Origin of the sequence: Chryseobacterium sp. BIGb0232 (assembly GCF_024810195.1) — a bacterium.
GTDB classification, from domain to species: domain Bacteria; phylum Bacteroidota; class Bacteroidia; order Flavobacteriales; family Weeksellaceae; genus Chryseobacterium; species Chryseobacterium pennae.
In genome coordinates this window covers 502,046-522,584 of the sequence record NZ_JANUEH010000002.1, presented here as the reverse complement: position 1 = coordinate 522,584, position 20,539 = coordinate 502,046, and the positions used below count along the sequence as shown (strand labels likewise).

Annotated in this window: 16 protein-coding genes; 9 read left to right on the top strand and 7 right to left on the bottom strand. The window is 35.7% G+C overall.

Features of this window, described 5'->3' with window-relative positions; genetic code table 11:
* Nucleotides 1-21: 21 nt before the first annotated feature.
* From M2372_RS08385 to M2372_RS08375, 3 genes are all read right to left on the bottom strand, one after another.
* Nucleotides 22-2,418, bottom strand: a complete 2,397-nt coding sequence (locus M2372_RS08385; protein WP_123319879.1) for a hypothetical protein — start codon at nucleotides 2,416-2,418, stop codon at nucleotides 22-24.
* A gap of 224 nt (nucleotides 2,419-2,642) precedes the next feature.
* Nucleotides 2,643-4,457 carry a cytochrome-c peroxidase gene (locus M2372_RS08380; protein WP_123319878.1) on the bottom strand — a complete coding sequence of 605 codons (1,815 nt, stop codon included), beginning with the start codon at nucleotides 4,455-4,457 and terminating at the stop codon, nucleotides 2,643-2,645.
* A gap of 63 nt (nucleotides 4,458-4,520) precedes the next feature.
* Entirely contained in the window at nucleotides 4,521-5,999 is a 1,479-nt protein-coding gene (locus M2372_RS08375) for an alkaline phosphatase PhoX (RefSeq protein WP_123319877.1), read from the bottom strand.
* Nucleotides 6,000-6,346: 347 nt separating this feature from the next.
* Between M2372_RS08375 and M2372_RS08370 the strand changes: the two genes are divergently transcribed.
* On the top strand, nucleotides 6,347-7,393 hold the full coding sequence (locus M2372_RS08370; RefSeq protein WP_123319876.1) for a serine hydrolase: 1,047 nt from the start codon (nucleotides 6,347-6,349) through the stop codon (nucleotides 7,391-7,393).
* A gap of 126 nt (nucleotides 7,394-7,519) precedes the next feature.
* Here M2372_RS08370 and alaS read toward each other — a convergent pair whose 3' ends face one another.
* Nucleotides 7,520-10,123 (bottom strand): alanine--tRNA ligase, encoded by a 2,604-nt coding sequence (gene alaS, locus M2372_RS08365; RefSeq protein WP_123319875.1) that lies wholly within the window; start codon nucleotides 10,121-10,123, stop codon nucleotides 7,520-7,522.
* A 529-nt stretch (nucleotides 10,124-10,652) separates the two neighbouring features.
* Here alaS and M2372_RS08360 point away from each other — a divergent pair.
* From M2372_RS08360 to msrB, 4 genes are all read left to right on the top strand, one after another.
* On the top strand, nucleotides 10,653-11,204 hold the full coding sequence (locus M2372_RS08360; protein ID WP_123319874.1) for a sigma-70 family RNA polymerase sigma factor: 552 nt from the start codon (nucleotides 10,653-10,655) through the stop codon (nucleotides 11,202-11,204).
* 2 nt (nucleotides 11,205-11,206) lie between these two features.
* Nucleotides 11,207-11,476, top strand: coding sequence for a hypothetical protein (locus M2372_RS08355; protein ID WP_115973927.1), 270 nt, complete (start codon nucleotides 11,207-11,209; stop codon nucleotides 11,474-11,476).
* Between the two features lie 80 nt (nucleotides 11,477-11,556).
* On the top strand, nucleotides 11,557-12,006 hold the full coding sequence (locus tag M2372_RS08350; RefSeq protein ID WP_123320124.1) for a DUF417 family protein: 450 nt from the start codon (nucleotides 11,557-11,559) through the stop codon (nucleotides 12,004-12,006).
* Nucleotides 12,007-12,023: 17 nt separating this feature from the next.
* A complete protein-coding gene (msrB, locus tag M2372_RS08345; protein ID WP_123320123.1) occupies nucleotides 12,024-13,124 on the top strand; it encodes a peptide-methionine (R)-S-oxide reductase MsrB in 1,101 nt (366 codons plus the stop codon).
* 82 nt (nucleotides 13,125-13,206) lie between these two features.
* Here msrB and M2372_RS08340 read toward each other — a convergent pair whose 3' ends face one another.
* Nucleotides 13,207-13,845, bottom strand: a complete 639-nt coding sequence (locus M2372_RS08340; RefSeq protein ID WP_123319873.1) for a hypothetical protein — start codon at nucleotides 13,843-13,845, stop codon at nucleotides 13,207-13,209.
* 197 nt (nucleotides 13,846-14,042) lie between these two features.
* Between M2372_RS08340 and M2372_RS08335 the strand changes: the two genes are divergently transcribed.
* The 4 genes from M2372_RS08335 to M2372_RS08320 all read left to right on the top strand — a co-directional run bounded on the left by M2372_RS08335 (nucleotide 14,043) and on the right by M2372_RS08320 (nucleotide 18,769).
* Nucleotides 14,043-15,392 (top strand): ATP-binding protein, encoded by a 1,350-nt coding sequence (locus tag M2372_RS08335; RefSeq protein WP_123319872.1) that lies wholly within the window; start codon nucleotides 14,043-14,045, stop codon nucleotides 15,390-15,392.
* 181 nt (nucleotides 15,393-15,573) lie between these two features.
* Nucleotides 15,574-16,683 (top strand): FAD-binding oxidoreductase, encoded by a 1,110-nt coding sequence (locus M2372_RS08330; protein ID WP_123319871.1) that lies wholly within the window; start codon nucleotides 15,574-15,576, stop codon nucleotides 16,681-16,683.
* 192 nt (nucleotides 16,684-16,875) lie between these two features.
* On the top strand, nucleotides 16,876-17,988 hold the full coding sequence (prfB, locus tag M2372_RS08325) for a peptide chain release factor 2 (protein ID WP_123319870.1): 1,113 nt from the start codon (nucleotides 16,876-16,878) through the stop codon (nucleotides 17,986-17,988).
* 85 nt (nucleotides 17,989-18,073) lie between these two features.
* Nucleotides 18,074-18,769 (top strand): DedA family protein, encoded by a 696-nt coding sequence (locus M2372_RS08320; protein WP_123319869.1) that lies wholly within the window; start codon nucleotides 18,074-18,076, stop codon nucleotides 18,767-18,769.
* A 145-nt stretch (nucleotides 18,770-18,914) separates the two neighbouring features.
* Here the strand turns inward: M2372_RS08320 and M2372_RS08315 are convergent, their stop codons facing one another.
* Nucleotides 18,915-19,784 (bottom strand): alpha/beta hydrolase, encoded by an 870-nt coding sequence (locus tag M2372_RS08315; protein ID WP_123319868.1) that lies wholly within the window; start codon nucleotides 19,782-19,784, stop codon nucleotides 18,915-18,917.
* Between the two features lie 121 nt (nucleotides 19,785-19,905).
* A complete protein-coding gene (locus M2372_RS08310) occupies nucleotides 19,906-20,391 on the bottom strand; it encodes a tetratricopeptide repeat protein (protein WP_123319867.1) in 486 nt (161 codons plus the stop codon).
* Nucleotides 20,392-20,539: the final 148 nt, after the last annotated feature.

Genomic DNA, 20,539 nt, shown 5'->3' with positions numbered 1-20,539 from the left:
ATATGTGTAATTTATTTTTGCTTAAAATTCCAGGAATTTTAATTTAAACTGAATGGCAAAATTCTGTTTGAATTGTGGAGTAGCATAATAACCTACTCTGTAGAATAATCCCAGGTTGAAGTAGCTGGAGAGGAAGTTATTCCATTCCAATCCTACTTCCTGATACAGGTGATCTAATTCTTTAAACCTGAATTGATGGTATTCCGGGTGTTTCATATCTCCAATCGTTCCGCGAAGTACAAAATCAAAACTGGAAACATTATGTCCGAAACTCTTGAAATACAAAGGCAGTTTGTGCGTGAAATAATACGCGACAAATTTATCATTATAGTATTTCCCCCCCTCCAATGTAGCAAATCCAAGGAATGAAGTAAGGTTAAAATTAAAATCTTTCCCAGGTGATGCCAGTCCGTTCATTGTGAAATTCTTCCAGATGGGAGCTTCTCCCAAAACCACACCTCCGTACAGTCTGAAACCTGTTGTTCCGATGGCGGTCTTGAAATTATGTACAAAAAGCGCATCAAAACGGGAATAATTGAAGCTTCCGCCTGCCATTTTGTAGCTTTGTTCATAGTTAAAATACAACTCCGGATATTTCTGATCGATCAGGGATTTTCCCTGAGGGGTCATAATATTGGTTGAATTAGGTGAATATTTTAAGGTAAACAACGTGTTGAAATTCTTAAAGGAAGCTCCGCCATCCCTGAACTGGTAATCAAATTGAGCTTCTTCAATGTTCCTTCTTACGGCTAAGGCAAGGGTGAGGCCATTCGTTACGTCATTCAGATAAGATAATGATGCTCCTTTGAAGTGGAAATACTTATCATTATTAAGATTATTTCCAAAATTCATCATTCTCATCTTAAAGTTCCAGAGTCTTCTGTAGAACTCACCAGAAGCGGTTACATCATCATAAAAGTCAAATCTGAAAAAGGAATTCTTTTCCAAAGTTGTTTTAATATCTATTCCCATTCCGTATTTCCATCTTCGGTCTTTTACACCATATGCAAAATAATAATCCGGAGAGAAGTAAGGGTTGAAGTTTTCATTGATCTTAGCTTTTAATCCCAATCTGAATCCTTCGTACGAGTTAAAGTTTGCAATTTCATCTACGGCGAAATCTACGACACCTACTCTGATCTGCCCGTTAAGCAGCCCGGAAATGATCTGCGCTTTGCTGTCAATTTTATATTTTTTACCTAAACTGTCGACAGTTTTATAGGTATTATTCTCCCTTTCAGTAAGAGGCTCGGTTCTGTATCGGTCAAGAGAATGCCCGTCAATGCTTTTTACATCGAAAGTATATCCTTTGAAGTCCTTGGCTTTTTCTTCAATGGGAGATTGAAAATCAAAATATTTTGAGGTAAGAAAAGCATAAGTTCCAAAGCTTTTTTTGTCCTTTTTATCTGCATGTTCCTTATCGTCCATGGCCATTTTACCCATTTTAAGTTTGGTCTTTTCATGGGCAAGAAACCATTTGTTGTTGTAGAAAATCCAGGTGCTGGTAATAATTCCGTCATTCTTGTTTTTACTGAAGTTTTCAATTTTTTTGATCCCGTAGGTTTCAGTATCTATGTAGATGGCTCCCGTATATTTTCTTTTTTTGTCAGGATTTTTATAATTAACCTCACGGAAGCGGATCACAAAGTTTTTTCTTCCATCAAGTTCTATGGTATCAGAAAGGAAGTACCTGTAAAGCCCCCTGTTTTCAGGTTTTACCTGTTCAGGGACAATATCCCTGTTGCTTTGCTGAAGGGCAATCATTTCATAGACCGGCTGTTTCAGTCCTGAAATCCTGTTATCAAGAATATTGATCTTTTCACCATATTTTTTAGAGTATAAAAACTCCTGTGCTCTTTCCCAGAGAAAGAGTTTGCTTTTCGCAAATATTTTCCTTGCATTGATGTTATTCAGTGAGTCTTTTTCCCTCTTTTTCTTGAAGAAATTTAAATCGTTGAAATACTGATTAAATTGAGAAAGACTGTCTTCATCAATGTCCAGAGAGATCTTTTCGTACGATTTATAAGCATAGGAGCCTAAGCTTTTAGGAGAATTCTCGTTGAATAGTTTGTTGACCTTTTTCAGGATTTCCAAAGCTCTCGGATCACTTTTATCTTCAATCACTACCATTTCAATATTGGTGGTCTTTGAAGATTTTTTATTTAGAGAAACCTCCATACTGCTTTCTACAGTTGTGGTTTCTTTTTGGAAAGATTCAGCTTCAACCTCAATATTCTGGCAGGCTGTTTTAAACTCCAGGACTCCCAGAGTATTGGTATAGCCAAGAATGGTAGTACCACAGAAAACCTTGGCATTGGAGATTGGCTTTTGAGTGGAGCCGTCAACAACTTTAATTTTCAGCTGTGAATACCCCAGAAAGCATATCAGGAAAAATAATAACTGTAAACCCCTTTTCATGTAAAAAAACTATGTCAAAAATAATGATATTTATTGTGGTAGAAAAGTTTTTAACACAGTATAACATTGATTTAATCTAATATAAGGATGGATGTTTTCCTAAAACAGCTGATTAAAATTCTGACTTCAGATGGTGTTTCTGTATTTTTCGAGAATTTCCAATAAAAAAACTCCCGAATTCTATCTGCTCAGGAGTTTTTATCGTTTTTTGGAGGTTGGATTGTTTACCGATCATCTAAAGCCCTCATAAATTCAATAATATTATTTATTTCAGGTTCGGTCAGTTGCAGCGGAGCATCAGAAAGGGTCTGGTTTTCTACTTTAAATCCAAAACCTTTTCCACCGCCTTTATTATAAAAGTTCATGACTTCTTTCAAAGTTTTATAACCTCCATTGTGCATGTAAGGTGCTGTTTTATTAATGTTTCTGAGGGTAGGAGTTTTGAAAGAATGCTGTAGTGAAGCCACCGTTTCATGAAATTTTCCTCTTCCCAGGTCATTGTCAAATGTTTTATTTTCTCCATTCGTAGCTGTTCCCAACACTTCCTGTTCTGTTTTTTTGAAAGTAGGGGGAACGGTACCATTGAACAAAGGAATGAAATGGCATATTGCACATTGAGCTTTTCCTACAAAAAGATTAAACCCTCGTTTCTGGTTTTCACTCATGGCCGATTTATTTCCCCGCATGTATTCATCAAAATTGGAATTGAATTTTGCTAAAGAACGTATATAACTTGCCAATACATTCTGAAGCTGCCACACCTCAGTTTTTTGTGAATGATAAATCTTTTTAAATGCAGCCTGATAATTTCTATCCTGGTTAATTTTGGCAAGAATAACATTTAAATCACCGTGCATTTCTTCTTTATTAGAGATAACATCTGAGCTTTGCCCTTCCAGATCATCTTTCCTCATATCCCAAAACTGACCATGCTGAAATCCGGCATAGTTGAGAGAAGGAGCATTCCTTGCAAGTTCTGAATTTTCAAGTGACATAGATTTCGCAAGGCCATCAGTAAATGCTTTTTCAGCAATGTGACAGGTTGCACAGCTGCGGTTGTTGTTATTTGATAAAATAGGGTCATTAAAAAGCTGATGTCCGAGAGTTGCTTTTTCTTCGGAAAAAGCATATTCTTTTCCTGGAGTGAAAGCATTAGGGTTGAAGGCATTTTTAGAGAAAAAAGTAGCTGCATTTTTGTTTAAGGCAGTCGTAACTTCTACATCAGGGATTTTTTCCTGATTTTTAAAATCAAGCATCAGATCGGTGATTTTATTGAGATGATCCGGTATAAAACTTATGTAATCGAATGTATTTTTGTCTGTATTTTTTTTCAGGACTTCAGTGGCAGCATTGATTTCCGTTATAATACTTTTTAGAGCTTTGTTTTTTGATCTGTCAGTTGATATCTGCTCCAAGGTTTCTTTAATACCTTCCAGGGAAGAAGGAATTTCCTTTAAAAATACTCCGGAAATGGGGGTGTCAAAACCTGAAATTCCCAGACTGGAAATTCTGAAAGCTTCCTGTCTCAGAGCATCAAAAACCTGATCTTTGCTGACGGTGATAACCTGGAAATTGGTTTTTATGGTATTGCTTTTATTGATGAGTTTGCTGAGCATCCTGTTTATCTCATCTTTATTTTCTTTCTGATACGGATACAGCATTTCTTCCAGAACCTGCAGTCCTTCAGGTTCTATTTCTGTGTGTTCATCCATTTCTATTTCAGGAAGCGCCGGCCCGTTAATAAATCTGGCAGAGTGGGGAAGAAAGTATTCTATGGCCCATTCCATTTTTTTGTAGGTCTTTCTGATACTCTCAAACTTCTTCTGGAGAAGTTTTTCATCAGAGTCTTTGGAAACCAGGGTCTTGAGTTCATTGATCTGTTTTTCAAAATCAGTATTGATGGTGGTGATTCTGTTTTTTACAGAACCCAGATCTTCATATACCGGCTGCTGCTTTTCTCTTTTACAATATGAAAGGACAAAAAGAGCTGTTGCGGAATATAAAAGAAGAAGTATCGGATATTTTGAAAGTTTCTTCATAAGTATGAAAAAGTATCAACAGAGATCTTCTGTTGATACTTGGATTAATAGGAGTAATTAAAACTATTTTTCTACGTTTCTGATAATTACAATTTGTCCACCTTCTTTGTTGGTGTTGATTGCAGAACCGTCAGGATTTTTAAATTTATCCAGCTGCCATGTGTGAGAGTGGATATTAACGGCAAATGTATTAGGAACCCCGATGATATCAGAAATATCAACCATTGCTCCATATTCCCAGGAACCGAATTTCTGAAGATCTCCGGATTGGTTGTATGCCGTGTTCCATGCAGCATTACCTCTGTTATGTTTCATATTCAGCCATGGCTTATATTGCTTTGTTGCAATATTCAATTGCCAGATATGAGAATCATGATTTGCAGCCTTGTAATATGAATCTCCATCTTCCTGGATGTAAACATAGTTTTCAGTTACACATAAATTATCAGGATTGATAAGGTTATTTCCTGGGTTAGAATCTCCCTCTGCAACTACTTCTAATTTTCCTGTCAGCATATTGCTGGAGTTAAGCACAAGTTTGTAAACTCTTCCCCACATCGTTAATCCAGGTTTTGGACTTACCCCATCAGAAGATTCTCCGGTAGCGGTAAAGTAGATTTCTCTTCCTTTTCCTGCTCCTTTTCTGTAGTCCACATCTTCAACCCTTGAAAAACGGATCGCATTATTATCAATGTTTTTCTGGTTAATCTGAGCTCCGGTAAGGTTTTTAGCGTTAGGAATCTCAACAAACTCTACGTCGTAGTTGTTTCCTTTCGTCATATCCGTTTCAGTATAATTATTGTTGGTTCTTTTAAGAGCATACAGTTTACCGTTATCCAGATCTCCCTGAGTATTGGCAACATACATGATCAGCTGTCCTGCAGACTGGTGAGAAGAAGAATAAGACTGGTCTTCGCCAATCAGAATATAAGATTTTCCATTGGAAACATCCTTAGGAAGTGGAACGGCATTTTCCATAGAAGCTTTTCCTAAAGCCGGTTTTACTCTGGTTTTATCCGATGCCTGAGATGCTGGTGCCAATGGATTCAGAGCATGAACCATACTTTCTTCACCAGATTCTCCGGCAGTAAGGAATGCACTGAAGCCATGAATTTCAGGGGTCGCTAGGGTCGCAGAACATAATCTTGTCATTCCTCCGGATCCATTTAAAATATATTCTCCTTTTACAGGTCTGAAAGTTTTATCCAGATATACTCTTGATACAGACTGCTTGATCTCATGGTTGGTAATCATCAGGTAACCGTCTGAGTTAGGATCTTTCATGATTCCCATTCCGTCAGGCTGTCCTCCGAAAACAAAATCAGGAGAACCTGAAAGAACATCAGAACTGGAAATAAGTGTAGTAATATTTAAGTTTTCAAAACCCGTCATCCCATAAACAAAAGCGGACTCTTTAGAAAAATTTTCAATCTTGACCTTGTCATTGACAGGGTTGTTTTGATCCCCGTTATTATCATCATTACAGCCTTGAAAAACAAGTGCTGCAAAGACTAGGGCTCCAATAGTTTTATTAATTTTCATAATTGATTTTTTTGAATTTCGATTATGACAAAACTAAGTACATAGTGTTAATTAGATTTTACGGGGAGAAAACAATTAGTTTAAGATTAGGTGAGAGTTTGTTAAGGAATGGTCAATAATTAGAACGGTTATAAATAATTTATCACCTGTTGTAGAAGAATCAAAATTTCCACTGTCATCACCTTGGGTTTCCTTAGCGAGATCCTTTACCTTAGATTTGAAATAAAATTGTTTTCTTAATAGATAATTATTTATTTTTAGTGAAATTTTAATTTGGAGTGACACATTGTGTAAAACCAAATGTTATGTGCTATTTAACCACTTAGTCAGAACGATAAACTATAACCATGAAATACTTAACCATTATTTTATTTTTGACCCTACTTGGGTGTAAAAGTATTCAGCAAGTCAATAAACAAAATGTTGAAAAAGCAATTACAAAAAATGCCCTTCAGTTATTAGAAGATAAAAGATTTCATTCTGTTTCTATTGCAGTGTTGAAAGATGGTAAATCTACAATTAAACATTTTGGTGAATTAACCATTGGAAAAGGAAATAAACCTAACGATTCCACGCTGTATGAATTAGCTTCCGTCACTAAAACTTTTACAGGATATGTAGCCGCTAAGGCTGTCCTTGATAAAAAAATAAATATGGAGGATGATATTAGAACCTATCTTAACGGATCTTATCCTAATTTAGAGTTTAAAGGTGAACCTATAAGAATCAAACATCTCATCACCCATACAAGTGGATTTCCTAATCTTCCTATAAAAAGCGAAAATAAAGAGGCCTTTTTTGAAGGATTAAAATTAATCAAAATTGAAACAAAACCTGGAGATGTATATTTCTATTCAAACACAGCTCCTGAGGTGACAGCGTATATTCTTGAGAAAGTGTATCAAAAACCTTTTGAGGAACTGGTTGCTGAATTGGTTTTGAAACCCAATAAAATGAACCAAACCAAGTTTACACTCAATGAAAATGACAGGACGAGATTGGTAAAAGGCTATAACGATAAAAACGAGTTAATGCCCAATTTCAATAGAACTTTATGGGGAGGAATTTCAGGATTACATTCTACGACTCCGGACTTAGTGAAATATATGAAACTGCAACTTGACCAGTCAAATCCTATTGTAAGGGAATCTCATAAAAAATTATATAAAGAAGGATCTGATTTTTGGGAAGGCTATCATTGGTACATCATAGAAGATAATAATAGATTAATGTACAGACATCATGGTGGCATATACGGAATGCAGAATTGGTTTGTGATTTATCCTAAACAGAATATTGGGATATCCATATTGACAAACACAAGCTTTAACGAAACAGGAGAGATTTTAGAAAAAGTAGTTGATAGCTTGTATGATGACATCAATGTAAACTAAAAATAAGGAGCCTAAATCAAACACAAATAATCCCTTTCAATTTTTGAAAGGGATTATTGTTTAAATAAATCAGGATAATGAAATCCTTAAGAAACCGCAAAGCGGTACTATTTTGATAAGAATGAATTAAATATTCAAAGCTTTCTGATAAGCATTTTCCAATCCATCAAGGTTTTTACCTCCAGCTGTTGCGAAGCCAGGATTTCCACCTCCACCACCTTGGATTTCTTTCGCAAGATCTTTTACAATAGCTCCTGCCTGATAATCTGCTGCCAGATCATCAGAAACTCCTACCGTGATCATTGGTTTACCATCCGCATCAGAAAGAATGATCGTTACCGAAGTTGGAATCTCTTTTTTCAACTGGAATACGATATCTTTAACAGAACCGGCATCCAAAGAAGTCTTTTTCACTAATAACTGCTTGTTCCCTTTCTGCTCATAGGCATTTTTCCAATCACCGATTTCTCTTTTTGCTTTTTCCTTTTTAAAAGCTTCTACTTCAGCTTTTAATGAAGTGTTTTCCTCGATTAATTTTTCGATAGATCTTACAACATCTTTAGACTTCAGTAATTGAGAAAGCTCAATAATCTGTTTTTCGAGACTCTTGAAATATTCTTCTGATTTGTCTCCTGAAATGGCTTCAATTCTTCTGATCCCTGCTGCTGCAGAACCTTCAGAAGTAATTTTGAAGTGACCGATTTCGCTGGTATTTTTTACGTGAGTCCCACCGCAAAGTTCCTTAGAACTTCCGAATTGGATCATTCTCACACTGTCACCATATTTTTCGCCAAACAAAGCCATTGCTCCTTTTTCCAAAGCTTCCTTAATCGGGATGCTCCTGAATTCCTGTAATGCAATACTTTCTTTGATTTTGTGGTTTACTTTTTCTTCAATTAAAGCGATTTCTTCCTCAGTCATCTTATTAAAGTGAGAGAAGTCGAAACGCAGATAATCAGGACCTACGTAAGAACCTTTTTGCTCTACATGAGTTCCCAGAACATCTCTTAATGCCTCATGTAAAAGGTGAGTTACAGAGTGGTTACCCTGAGAGTTCTTTCTATCTGTTGCATTTACTTTGGCGTAGAAAACAGCACCTGCATCTTTTGGAAGACCGTTGATTAAAGAAACGATCAGACCATTTTCTTTTTTAGTTTCCAGTACTTCGAAGCTTTCAGTTGCGTTCTCTAGAACACCTTTATCTCCAACCTGTCCACCTCCTTCAGGATAGAATGGAGAGCTGCTTAATACCACCTGATAAAATTCTCCGTCCTTATTTTCTACCTTTCTGTATCTTGTTATATATGTTTCAGATTCAATCTGGTCATAACCAACAAAATTTTCATCTCTTTCTTCTAAAGTAACCCAGTCATACACTTTCTGAGCAGAATCCGCTTTTGAACGAAGCTTTTGTTTCTCCATTTCAGCTTCGAATCCTTTTTCATCAATGGTTAATCCTTTTTCTTCAGCAATAATTCTTGTTAAGTCATCAGGGAAACCATACGTGTCATACAGGACAAAAACCTCTTCGCTTGGTAATACTTTTAAATTATCAGCAATAGTTTGTTGAACTAATTTATCAACTCTGATCAGACCGTTTTCAATAGTTTTTAAGAATGAATCCTCTTCACTTTTGATGACTTCTGTTACCAAAGTTCCTTGTTTTTCAAGCTCAGGGAAGAAAGCTCCCATTTGTTCCTGAAGAACAGCAACCAATTTGTAAAGGAAAGGTTCTTTCATATCTAAGAATCGATAAGAATAAGAAATTCCTCTTCTCAAAATTCTTCTGATAACGTAACCCGCTCCTCCGTTTGAAGGCAATTGTCCGTCTGCAATCGCAAAAGAGACAGCTCTGATGTGATCAACAATTACACGAATTGCAATATCTTTTTCATCTTCTAAAATTCCGGTATATTTTTTCCCTGAAAGTTCTTCAACCTTCGCAATGAGCGGAGTGAAAACATCAGTGTCATAGTTGGAAGATTTCCCTTGAAGCGCCATACAAAGACGCTCAAAGCCCATTCCTGTATCTACATGTTGAGCCGGTAATTTTTCCAGAGAACCATCTGCTTTTCTGTTAAATTCCATGAAAACGAGATTCCAGACTTCCACCACTTGAGGGTGATCGTTGTTCACCAGTTCCAAACCAGAAACTTTAGCTTTTTCTTCCGGAGTTCTTAAATCGATATGGATTTCTGAACAAGGTCCACAAGGTCCGCTTGCGCCCATTTCCCAGAAGTTGTCTTTCTTATTTCCGTTAATGATTCTATCCTCAGCAATATGAGATTTCCAGAAATCATAAGCATCTTGGTCTCTGTTAAGGTTTTCAGATTGATCACCTTCGAAAATCGTTACATATAAATTATCTTTTGGTATTCCGTATACTTCAGTCAGTAATTCCCAGGCAAAAGCAATAGCCTCCTTTTTGAAGTAATCCCCGAAAGACCAGTTCCCCAACATTTCAAACATGGTATGGTGGTAAGTATCTCTACCTACATCATCCAAATCATTATGTTTTCCTGAAACTCTTAAACACTTCTGTGTATCGGCAATTCTTGGGGCCGTAGGGGTTTTGTAGCCAAGGAAAAAATCCTTGAACTGCGTCATTCCTGAGTTGGAAAACATAAGGGTAGGGTCGTCTTTCAGCACAATAGGAGCTGAAGGAACGATAAGGTGCTCCTTACTTTTAAAATAGTCTAAAAATTTTTGACGTATCTCTTGTGATGTCATAGTATTGCTTTTGCTTTTTTTAATATCAAATTTTGATAAGATGCAAATTTAAGATTTTTAGGTGATTTAATATCCAATATTTCATATTTTCAAGGATGTTTTATCAAATGCCGGACATAATAATTATTCGTGATTAGAAATATATACTTATATAGGCTCCTAAGTTTTTATTAAATGACCAGATGTAAATATTTTTGAATGATATCCTGCGTTATTTTTTACCACGGATGCACGAATAACCTTATTCTATGTATCTGTGTTGTAAAAATCAAACTATTATTTAAATCACATAGATTTTGCATAGAATTTATACATAATTAAAATTATCCGTGCATTCGTGGCTACTCTAAAAACAGTGTAAAATTTTATCGTAGATAAAATCCTTGCGCCTTAAAAACAGACTCATTATCTAAAATCATCGCGACCTAGCGTTTTCCAACAAAAAATATTCATTCCAAGAATATTTTGTTCATTTCCATTTAACTTATTACCTTCGTTAAGATCTGAAGTAAGATAAAAACAACCCACAATGATGAAAAACGAAATTCTGAAAAGCTGGATAGAACAATATTCCGGACCACTTTTGAAGAAGGCCTTGTATATGCTTTCCAATAAAGAAGATGCTCAGGATATCGTTCAGGATGTTTTTATTGCTGCCTTTTCCAATTATGATTCCTTTGAAGGGAAGAGCCAGCCACTCACTTGGCTGATGGCTATTCTCCAGAGAAAAATTGCTGATTTTTACCGAAAAAAATACAAATCGGAACCCAATGTAAAGCTGGATCATTTTTTTGATGAAACAGGATCCTGGAAAAATAATGATGTATTAAACGACTGGAATGTTTCAACAGAATCTGAACTTCTGGACAACCAGGAATTTAATAAAACGCTTGAAGAATGTATTGAAGAATTACCTGCCAGATGGAAAATTCTACTAAAAATGTATTACATTGAAGAAAAAAAAGCACCCGATGTAAGTCAGGAATTGAATGTTTCTACGACTAACCTTTGGAAGATCCTTCAGAGAAGCCGGATGCAACTGAGAGAATGCCTGGAGTTGAATTGGTTTTCAAGATTATAGAGATGATAAAAAAAATCCTACATATATTGTTTTTACCATGCAGTGAAGCCACTTTACTGATGGAAAAACGTAGTGCCCAAACAATTTCTGCCAAAGAAAACAGGAGACTGAGCATTCATATATTCGTCTGTAAATGGTGTAAAGTTTATAATGAAAAGCTGAAATTATTAGATAAGATTTTTAAAAAGACTCTTGCCGAAAAAGAAGCAGAAATAAATGAATCTGAAATTCAGGATTTTAAAAATAAAATGATTGAAAAACTAAATTTCTAAGAAAATTTTGTCAGGATTTTGAAATAGCACCGACTATACTTTTGAAAAACAATAAAAGTATTCATTCAAAATCTAAAAAAATGACAGGAACAGGACAAGATTCAGGCAACAATCAATCAGCGTACACTCTCGGATATTATATTTCGCTTTTCGGTGCGGCACTCATCTTACTTTGGATAGGGGTTTTCAAATTTACTCCAACAGAAGCTTCAGCGATAAAACCTTTGGTGGAAAACCATTTCTTAACTTTTTTCGTATATAAGATTATAAGCGTCCAGACAGTGTCAAATCTTATCGGAGTGATAGAAATTATCATTGCTTTATTACTGATATTTAGTGCGAAATTTGCTGTATTAAAAAAGTACGCAGGAATAGGTATGATTGCTACTTTTTTGGTGACGTTAAGCTATTTGTTTACGACTCCGGGAATGTGGAAAATAGTGGATGGAGTTCCTGTTACAGATTTTTTTATACTGAAGGATCTGATGCTTTTAGGATTTGGATTCATGATCTTACAAAAAAATAAATAATGAACAAAAAGCTAAATATGAAAAATATATTAATCGTACTCGGCATTATTCTGGGTATCGCAGTTTTTGCTGCCGGAAGTGGGCTTTTTAAAAAGAATAAGCCCGTTGAAACAAACGTAAAAAAAGAAAAACAGGAAATTATGGATAATAAGAATGTCAGGGAAATTTATTTTGCAGGCGGATGTTTCTGGGGAACAGAGCATTTCTTTCAGCAGATTCGTGGAGTGGTAGGGACAGAGGTTGGCTATGCTAACGGTAAAACTCAAAACCCTACTTATGAAGAAGTGGTAAGCCATACAACCGGATTTGCGGAAACAGTAAAAGTAAAGTATGATCCTGAGCAGGTAGATTTGAAACTGTTGATTGATCTGTATTTTAAAACCATTGATCCTACAAGCCTTAATCAACAGGGAAATGACAGAGGAGACCAATACAGAACGGGAATTTATTTTACAGACAAAGCTGATGAAACTTTGGTAAAAGCCGAAGTTCAGAAATTAGCAAAAGGATACAACAAACCAGTTGTGGTGGAAACTGTTCCTTTAAAAAATTTCTATAAAGCTGAAGATTATCATCAGGATTATCTGGATAAAAACCCAGGCGGTTACTGTCATATTGAACCGGGACTTTTTGAAATGGCTAAAAAAGCAAATCCACTTCCCAAAGCAACCTCTTATCAAAAACAGGATAAAAAGGTTTTAAAAGACAAATTAACAGCAGAACAATACAGTGTAACTCAGGAAAACGGTACAGAAAGACCTTTCCAAAATGAATACTGGAATGAGACCCGTGAAGGAATTTATGTAGACATTACCACAGGGGAACCATTATTTGTTTCAACAGATAAATTTGAATCAGGATGTGGCTGGCCAAGCTTCTCAAAACCAATTACCAAAAGTCTGATTGATGAAAAAATGGATCGTACGAACGGAATGACAAGGGTAGAGGTAAGAAGTAAAACCGGTGATGCTCATTTGGGACACGTCTTCAATGACGGACCGGAGGATAAAGGAGGACTTCGGTACTGTATCAACAGTGCTTCCCTGAAGTTCATTCCCAAAGCTGAAATGGAAACAAAAGGATACGGAAAATATCTTCCGTTGTTAGATAAAAAGTAATGTGAAAGGAAGGCTGCTATTTGGCAGCCTTTTATCTTAAGTTGTATCCAGGGATTGATACCTTTAATATACTTCCCTAATATTATTCTTTTTTATGAAACTGAAGGTTTTCTTTAATACTTAGCATAGATATATTTAAAAAAAGCATAAAGCCAAAAATCATATAAAAAGACTGTTTCGGAAGTTCTGCGAAAGATTTTAATCTGTCAAAACCTTTGTATTGAGTTTCTTCTTTGTAATGAATGGTAGCAGCTTGGGTACCACAAGGAAAATAATGGTCTTTTTCTATTTTATTAGGATCTTTATAGGAATGAATAGCAAACACATGACCAGTCTTTTCCATATCAACAGTGTAAGACTCTTGCTTGGAAATCAACATGACATTAATCAGAGTTATAAAGTCCTGATAGCTATTTTCGTCATTAATTATAAATTCAATTCCTGTTTCTTTCTCATTCTTTGTCTGTATCTTTTTCAGTTCAGAAATATAATATTCCTGATTCTGTAAAGCAGTATTAGGAGATACGGTAATCTTTTTATAATTCCAGTTTCTCACAAATTCAAAAGTATATTGTATAGGAATTTTGGGCGTGATTTTGCCAGGTATTCCCAAATCTATAGCAGTATATTGAGGATGAACCCTTTGATTTCCATAATACCAGAATAAAAGGGGTATCAGTATAGCACTGATTAAACCTGGCACGTAATATATTTTTTTCATTTCCTTCGTTTCGATAAAATTATAAAATAATGTCACAATGAAAAAGCAAATGATCAAAGAACTTCAATATTTAACAGCGTTGAAGGAAAAGGATAGGTGGATTGATAATAATTAGATTAAAATGGTATTAAATTCAGACACTTTCATAGGTGTTTTTAATATTAAAATATTAAATTTGATAGAACTAATAGGGAATTATGAAGCTAATTGAACTCGCCGCAGAACTGAATGTCTCTGCAGAAGCCATCAAACAGTTTATACAGGATTTTGATCTTGAATTGGTAGACTGTATCAGTACAAATTTTGAAGTAAAGGAGGACTTTGAAAAATTTGCCCGCGAAAATTTAGATTTTTTGAGATTATATGAAAAGGACCTGGACAAAAGTAAAACGCTGGAGCAGATTGCTGAAGTGATCAATCAGCCTAAAGATAAGGTTGAAAAAGCGATAAAAGAAAATAATCTTAATATTTTTGATAATGGCTTTTTCAAATCTTCCATTTCCAGCTATGGGATTGATAACAAGTTGGGGGGGAATTACCAGTTTGTGTATGATTATTTCGGACATAAAACAAGTCTTCAGCAGAGAGATTTTATAGGGTACAGAGATCTGTTTTTCTATACATCAGCAGTGCTTGAACCGTTTTTAAATCCACAGCAGATCAAAGACTGGGGAATCAATAAGCCGGCAGGAATTATTTTGTACGGACCTCCCGGAAGCGGTAAGATTTTCTGGGCCAATAAAATTGCTGAAATCATAGGATATCAGTTTAAAGAAGTTAAAAAGCACTATCTGGGAACTTCATTGGTTGACGGAAATCAGATCAATTTCAGTGATTTTCTTCTTAGTATGATGAAGGAAAATAAAATGCTCCTTTTCCTTGATGATTTTGATGAAATTATGATGCAAAGGAAAGCAGATAATGATATTGCGTCCTGTAATCTTGAAGCGCAGGAACTGATTCTTCATTATATCGGAAAATTTGAAAAAGAAGGCGTATTAATGGTAGGTTCAGCCAATTCAGTTTCAGAAATTGATGAAGAAATTTTAGCACCCGGAAGGTTTGATGTTATGATTCCTATATTTCCGCCTAATGCATCAGAACGTTCTGAAATTATTTTATATGCGATGACCAGAGGGCTTGAAGAAGATTCGTTACTCTATAAAATTCTTAAAAATAATAAAGCAGATAAAGTACCTTTCTGGCATGATGTTTCTTCAAGTATGAAAGTTTTTAGCAATACCATGCTGATTGATTTTACCCAAAGTCTGAAGAAACGGATCAAAAACCTTTATCAAAGGACCCGAAATGAAAAACTTAAAATTGATCAGAACCTGATCAATGGAGCCTTACGGGATGCTGCTGCAAAACTTACAGAAGAATATCTTGATCAGATAGCCCGGTTTTTAGCAGATGTTATCATCAATAATTTTGACGAATTCCAGTTTAGAATCCAGACTTTAAGAAAGGAGCTTGAAACTTATAAAGTGGTTGAAGAACCCAGACGTGAGATTGGTTTTCATCACAACGGCGAGAAGGAAGAGTAGTTGAATCCCGGTTACAAGATGAGAATCAAAGTTTAAGATTATGACATTTCAATGGCCCCGATCTAAAAACTAAGGTAAGGCTTTAAATACCTCTCCGAGCATCAGCCTATCATTTCTCCGTCTATCATCTATTCGTTTTCATCCATTTCATAAATTACTCATCACTAATTACCCATTACTCATGATCAGCATCTGGGAACAGGAAACCTTCTACCGTAAAAGAGATATTGTCATTATTGGAGCTGGATTCTCCGGACTTTGGACTGCGATTTCCATGAAAGAAAAATCTCCCGAAAAATCTGTATTAATTATTGAAAGAAATGCTGTTCCATTAGGCGCTTCAACACGGAATGCCGGTTTTGCCTGCTTTGGAAGCCTTACAGAAATCATTGCCGATGCTCAGAAAATGGGCTGGGACAAAACATTGGATCTTGTTACAATGAGGTTTGAAGGGCTTCAGAAGATCAGACAGTATTTTAAAAGTGATGAAATAGACTTTGAACTCAGCGGAGGGTACGAAATTTTGAATAATGATGAACCTTTACTCCATATAAACGAAGTTAATGAAAGACTGCGATCAATAACAGGGCTTCAGGAAACTTACTCTTTGAATCAGAATAAAATAAAAGAATTTGGATTGGGTAAATCCCAGTTTTTGATTGAAAACCCATGTGAGGGAAGTCTGCATTCCGGAAAGTTACTACAGAAGCTTTTGGAAAAATGCTATGAATTGAAAGTTGAGTTTTTGTTTGGAACTGAAGTTAAAAATATTGAGGAAACTTCGGATGAAGTAAATGTTGATCTTTCAGAAAATCTCACTGTAAAAGCAGATCAGTTAATTTATTGTACCAATGCATTTAGTTCAAAGTTTTTGGAGAAAGAAAATATCATTCCTGCAAGAGGCCAGATTCTCCTTACTGAACCTATACAAAATTTAAAATTAAAGGGTACTTTTCATTATGATGAAGGGTTTTATTATTTCAGAAACTTAGGAAACCGCATATTGTTGGGTGGCGGAAGAAATCAGGATTTTAAGACGGAAGAAACAACAGCTTTTGAAACCACAGAATTCCTTCAAAACCATCTGGAAAACTTTTTAAAAGAAGTAATTCTTCCTAATCAGGAATTCAAGATTGCTCTTCGCTGGTCAGGAATTATGGCTATGGGGAATGAAAAAACACCTATTGTGAAGCAGATTTCAGACAGACAGTTTTGTGCAGTAAGACTTTCCGGAATGGGAGTGGCATTGGCTCCGAAAATTGGGGAGATTGTGAGAGAAATGATAAGGTAGAGAGCATAAATAATAGACGAAGAGGTAATAAATGTGGAGACGATGATTAGGAGATGGAAAAGAAATTTAAGAGAAGTGATTTTAGAATATTGAAGAATACAACCTTAAACTATAAACATCAAACCTTAAACCTTGAACTCTTAGTTTTCCACTCTGAAAGAAATCCCTTATTTTTGCAAAAAAGAAAGAATCGTGATTAACAACGACCAGATAAAAGAAGTTCAATCCAGAATTGAAGAATTACACAAATACCTTCAGATTGAAAAAAAGAAGATCGAAATTGCCAATGATGATGAAAAAACATCAGCTCCTGAGTTTTGGGATAACCCTAAAACAGCAGAAGCTTTCCTGAAGCAGCTTCGTTCCAAGAAAAAATGGGTAGAAGGCTATGATGAGATTCATACCCAGTTTGAAGATCTTCAGGTACTGGCTGATTTCGCTAAAGAAGATCCTGATTCAGAAAAAGAGCTGGATGAAACGTTTCCACAATTGGTGGAAAAAATTGAAGACCTGGAATTCAAAAATATGCTTTCCAATGAAGGTGATGAGCTTTCTGCTGTTCTTCAGATCACTGCCGGAGCCGGAGGAACAGAAAGTTGTGACTGGGCATCCATGCTGATGAGAATGTATACCATGTGGTCAGAAAAACAAGGGTACAAGATCCGTGAACTGAACTTTCAGGCAGGAGATGTAGCCGGAGTAAAGACCGTTACCCTTGAAATAGAAGGGGAATTTGCCTTCGGATATTTAAGAGGAGAAAACGGTGTTCACAGATTGGTAAGAATTTCACCTTTTGATTCCAATGCAAAACGTCATACCAGTTTTGTTTCCGTATATGTTTATCCTTTAGTAGATGATACCATTGAAATTAATATCAACCCTGCTGATATCTCCTTTGAAACGATGAGGTCTTCCGGAGCCGGAGGTCAGAACGTAAACAAGGTGGAAACAGCTGTACGTCTTCGTCACGCCCCAACAGGAATTATCATTGAAAATTCAGAATCCCGTTCCCAGCTTCAGAATAAAGAAAAAGCAATGCAGCTTTTACGTTCCAGATTATATGAGATGGAGTTGGAAGAGCGTATGAAGGCAAGAAACGAGATTGAAGCTAACAAAATGAAAATCGAATGGGGAAGCCAGATCAGAAATTATGTGATGCATCCTTACAAATTGGTAAAAGATGTACGCTCAGGCCATGAAACATCAGATGTGGACGCGGTAATGAACGGAAATCTTACCCCTTTCCTTAAAGCTTTCCTGATGGCCGATGGGACCGCAGTTTCCGATGATGATCTTGACCTATAAATATCATGTGAAATTTTAGTTAAAATCTTATAATTAATTTTTGTTTCAGATATTTTAGACCTATTTTTGTTGTTCATCGATATATATGGAAGATTTCAATAGCTGGAAGGATTTATTAAACCCGGAGTTTTATATTAAAATGGGAGGGTTTTGGCTTATTTTATTTATTGTTTTTGCTGAAACAGGTCTTTTTGTAGGATTTTTTCTACCTGGAGACTCATTACTGTTCGTTTCAGGAATTTACGCAGTTGAAATCATCAAAGAGACCTTTGGTTCTACAGGAAGTGATTTCTTAGATACAACAATTCTTGCCTCCGGAGTGGCACTTTCTGCTATTATAGGAAATGAAGTAGGATACTACTTTGGAAGAAAAGCCGGACCTGCTTTGTACAAAAGGCCGGATTCAATGCTGTTTAAGAAGAAATATCTTTATCAGGCACATGATTTCTTTGAGAAACACGGAGCACTGGCCATTATTATGGCAAGATTCTTACCGGTTGTGAGAACCTTTACCCCGATTGTTGCAGGAATTGTAAAAATGGATAAAAAAGAATTCTTAAGAGATAATATCATAGGAGCTGTTCTATGGTCATTTATTTTGATCTTCGCAGGACACTATCTTGATAAGCTTTTCATGGAGCAGTTTGGTATCAATCTGAAAGAAAAATTAGAATATATCATCATTGTGATTGTATTGGTAACAACACTTCCGGTGATTATCAAATTCATGTTCGGAAAGAAAGAAGACTTCTCTAAATACGAAAACAAAGACTTTGAATAGAATTCAGACCTATTAAAAATATAAAGGCTACCTCACTTTGAGATAGCCTTTTTCATTAGCCACGAATATACGAATCCTTGTATTGGTACATTTGTGGCTATAAAATTTATAAGTATACCTTCGTTTATTATGTTGGCTTAATAGATTATTTTTTGATCCAATCCAGAATATTGGGGTAAATAATACTGTCTCTTTTTCTTTTGCTGAAAAATCTTGGCACATGACCTGTCCTTTCCATAAAGATAAATTTGTGGGGTACATTCAACCGGGTTAATGCAGAATCCATAGAAATTCCCTGATGCTGGTTGACCAGGAAGTCATGATTTCCCTGGAATAATAGAGTGGGAACAGGGGTAATATTGGCAATAGGACTGGCTTGCTTAAAAGCTTCAGAGATATTTTTACGGTCAAACTTTGTTCCCACTACCTTTTGAATAGTAGGTGAGGTATATTTAGAATAAAAGGAATTCAGGTATTCAGGACTGTAAAAATCTGTAGGACCACTTAAAGAAATAATCTTTTTGATCTGATCCGGATGCTGATAGCCGTACAGCAAAGCAAGATGTCCACCTGCACTTTCACCAAGAATAACATAGTTGTTAGGTTGCAGTTCCGCTTTTTCCGTTAGAGAATTGAACTTTTCAACGACTAGGCTAATATCTTCAAGTTGCTGCTTATAAGTGATCTTTTTCTTTTGAGAAACCAATCGGTAGTTCATGTTGATGCTTGGGATCTTATTCTGGAAAAGCATTTTCTGGATCTGGATCATGTGTTCCTTTTTCCCCAGCGTCCAGGCTCCACCATGTACAATAAGCACGACAGGAGAATCTACAGCATAATCTTTAGGAAGAAAAACATCCATTTTCTGTCTTTTATGCTCTCCATATTTTAAGTTATAGATCTTCTGCTGGCCACCAGGACCTACCCAAACTCTGAATTTCGTATTACAGGACTGCAGCAGGAAACTGACGCATCCCATAACGAAAAAATGGTACCTGAGAATGAGCTTTTTCATAGATTAAATGTACAGAAAAAGAAGGTGCAAAGCTAGTGAAATTATATGATTTGTATCCTTTTTTGTTTTGTTATTCAGTCAGTTGGATAGCTTCTTTTTTATTAAAGAATATTTTTTAGAATCATTCTTTATGCAAAGTATTTGCATAATTATAAAGAGATCGGTTATACCGGGGTAAATGTTGGGAAATTGCTTTTAAGGTTAGTGATAATGCCTCATTATATTCCCCTGCTGAAGAAAGGGAAAGAGCTAGAAAAGAATCCACAGCATCATTAAGTTCATCAGAGTAGTTTGCTTTTTCTTCTCTCAAAATATGAATGCTTTCTTCTGTTTTTCCATTATTTCTCAATGTGCTTGCCAGTTGAATCCTTGCTCTTCTCCTTCGTAAGCCGGATAGCCCCAGATCTAATGCGCTTCTATATAAGGGCTCTGCTTCCTTTTCATGTCCGGTTGAGTCAAAAGCACAGGCCATTTCAAAATCTGCAATAGCTTGCGAATCCACAAGGAGAGCTATATGATTTTTAAGTTGTAGAATAAATTCTTCGTTGTTTATTGTTCCAAGCTTCTGCCAGATACCTTGTAATTGAGATTCCCAGTTTTCATCCATTGTATAGATTTTAAACAAAGATATAAATTATTGAAAGGGGAGTTTATTTGTGATTCTCATCATTCTTAAAATTATTGTCATATTATGAATCAGAAAATGGAATTAAATATTTATTTTTGCTGAACTTAACAAAGATTAAAAAATTATT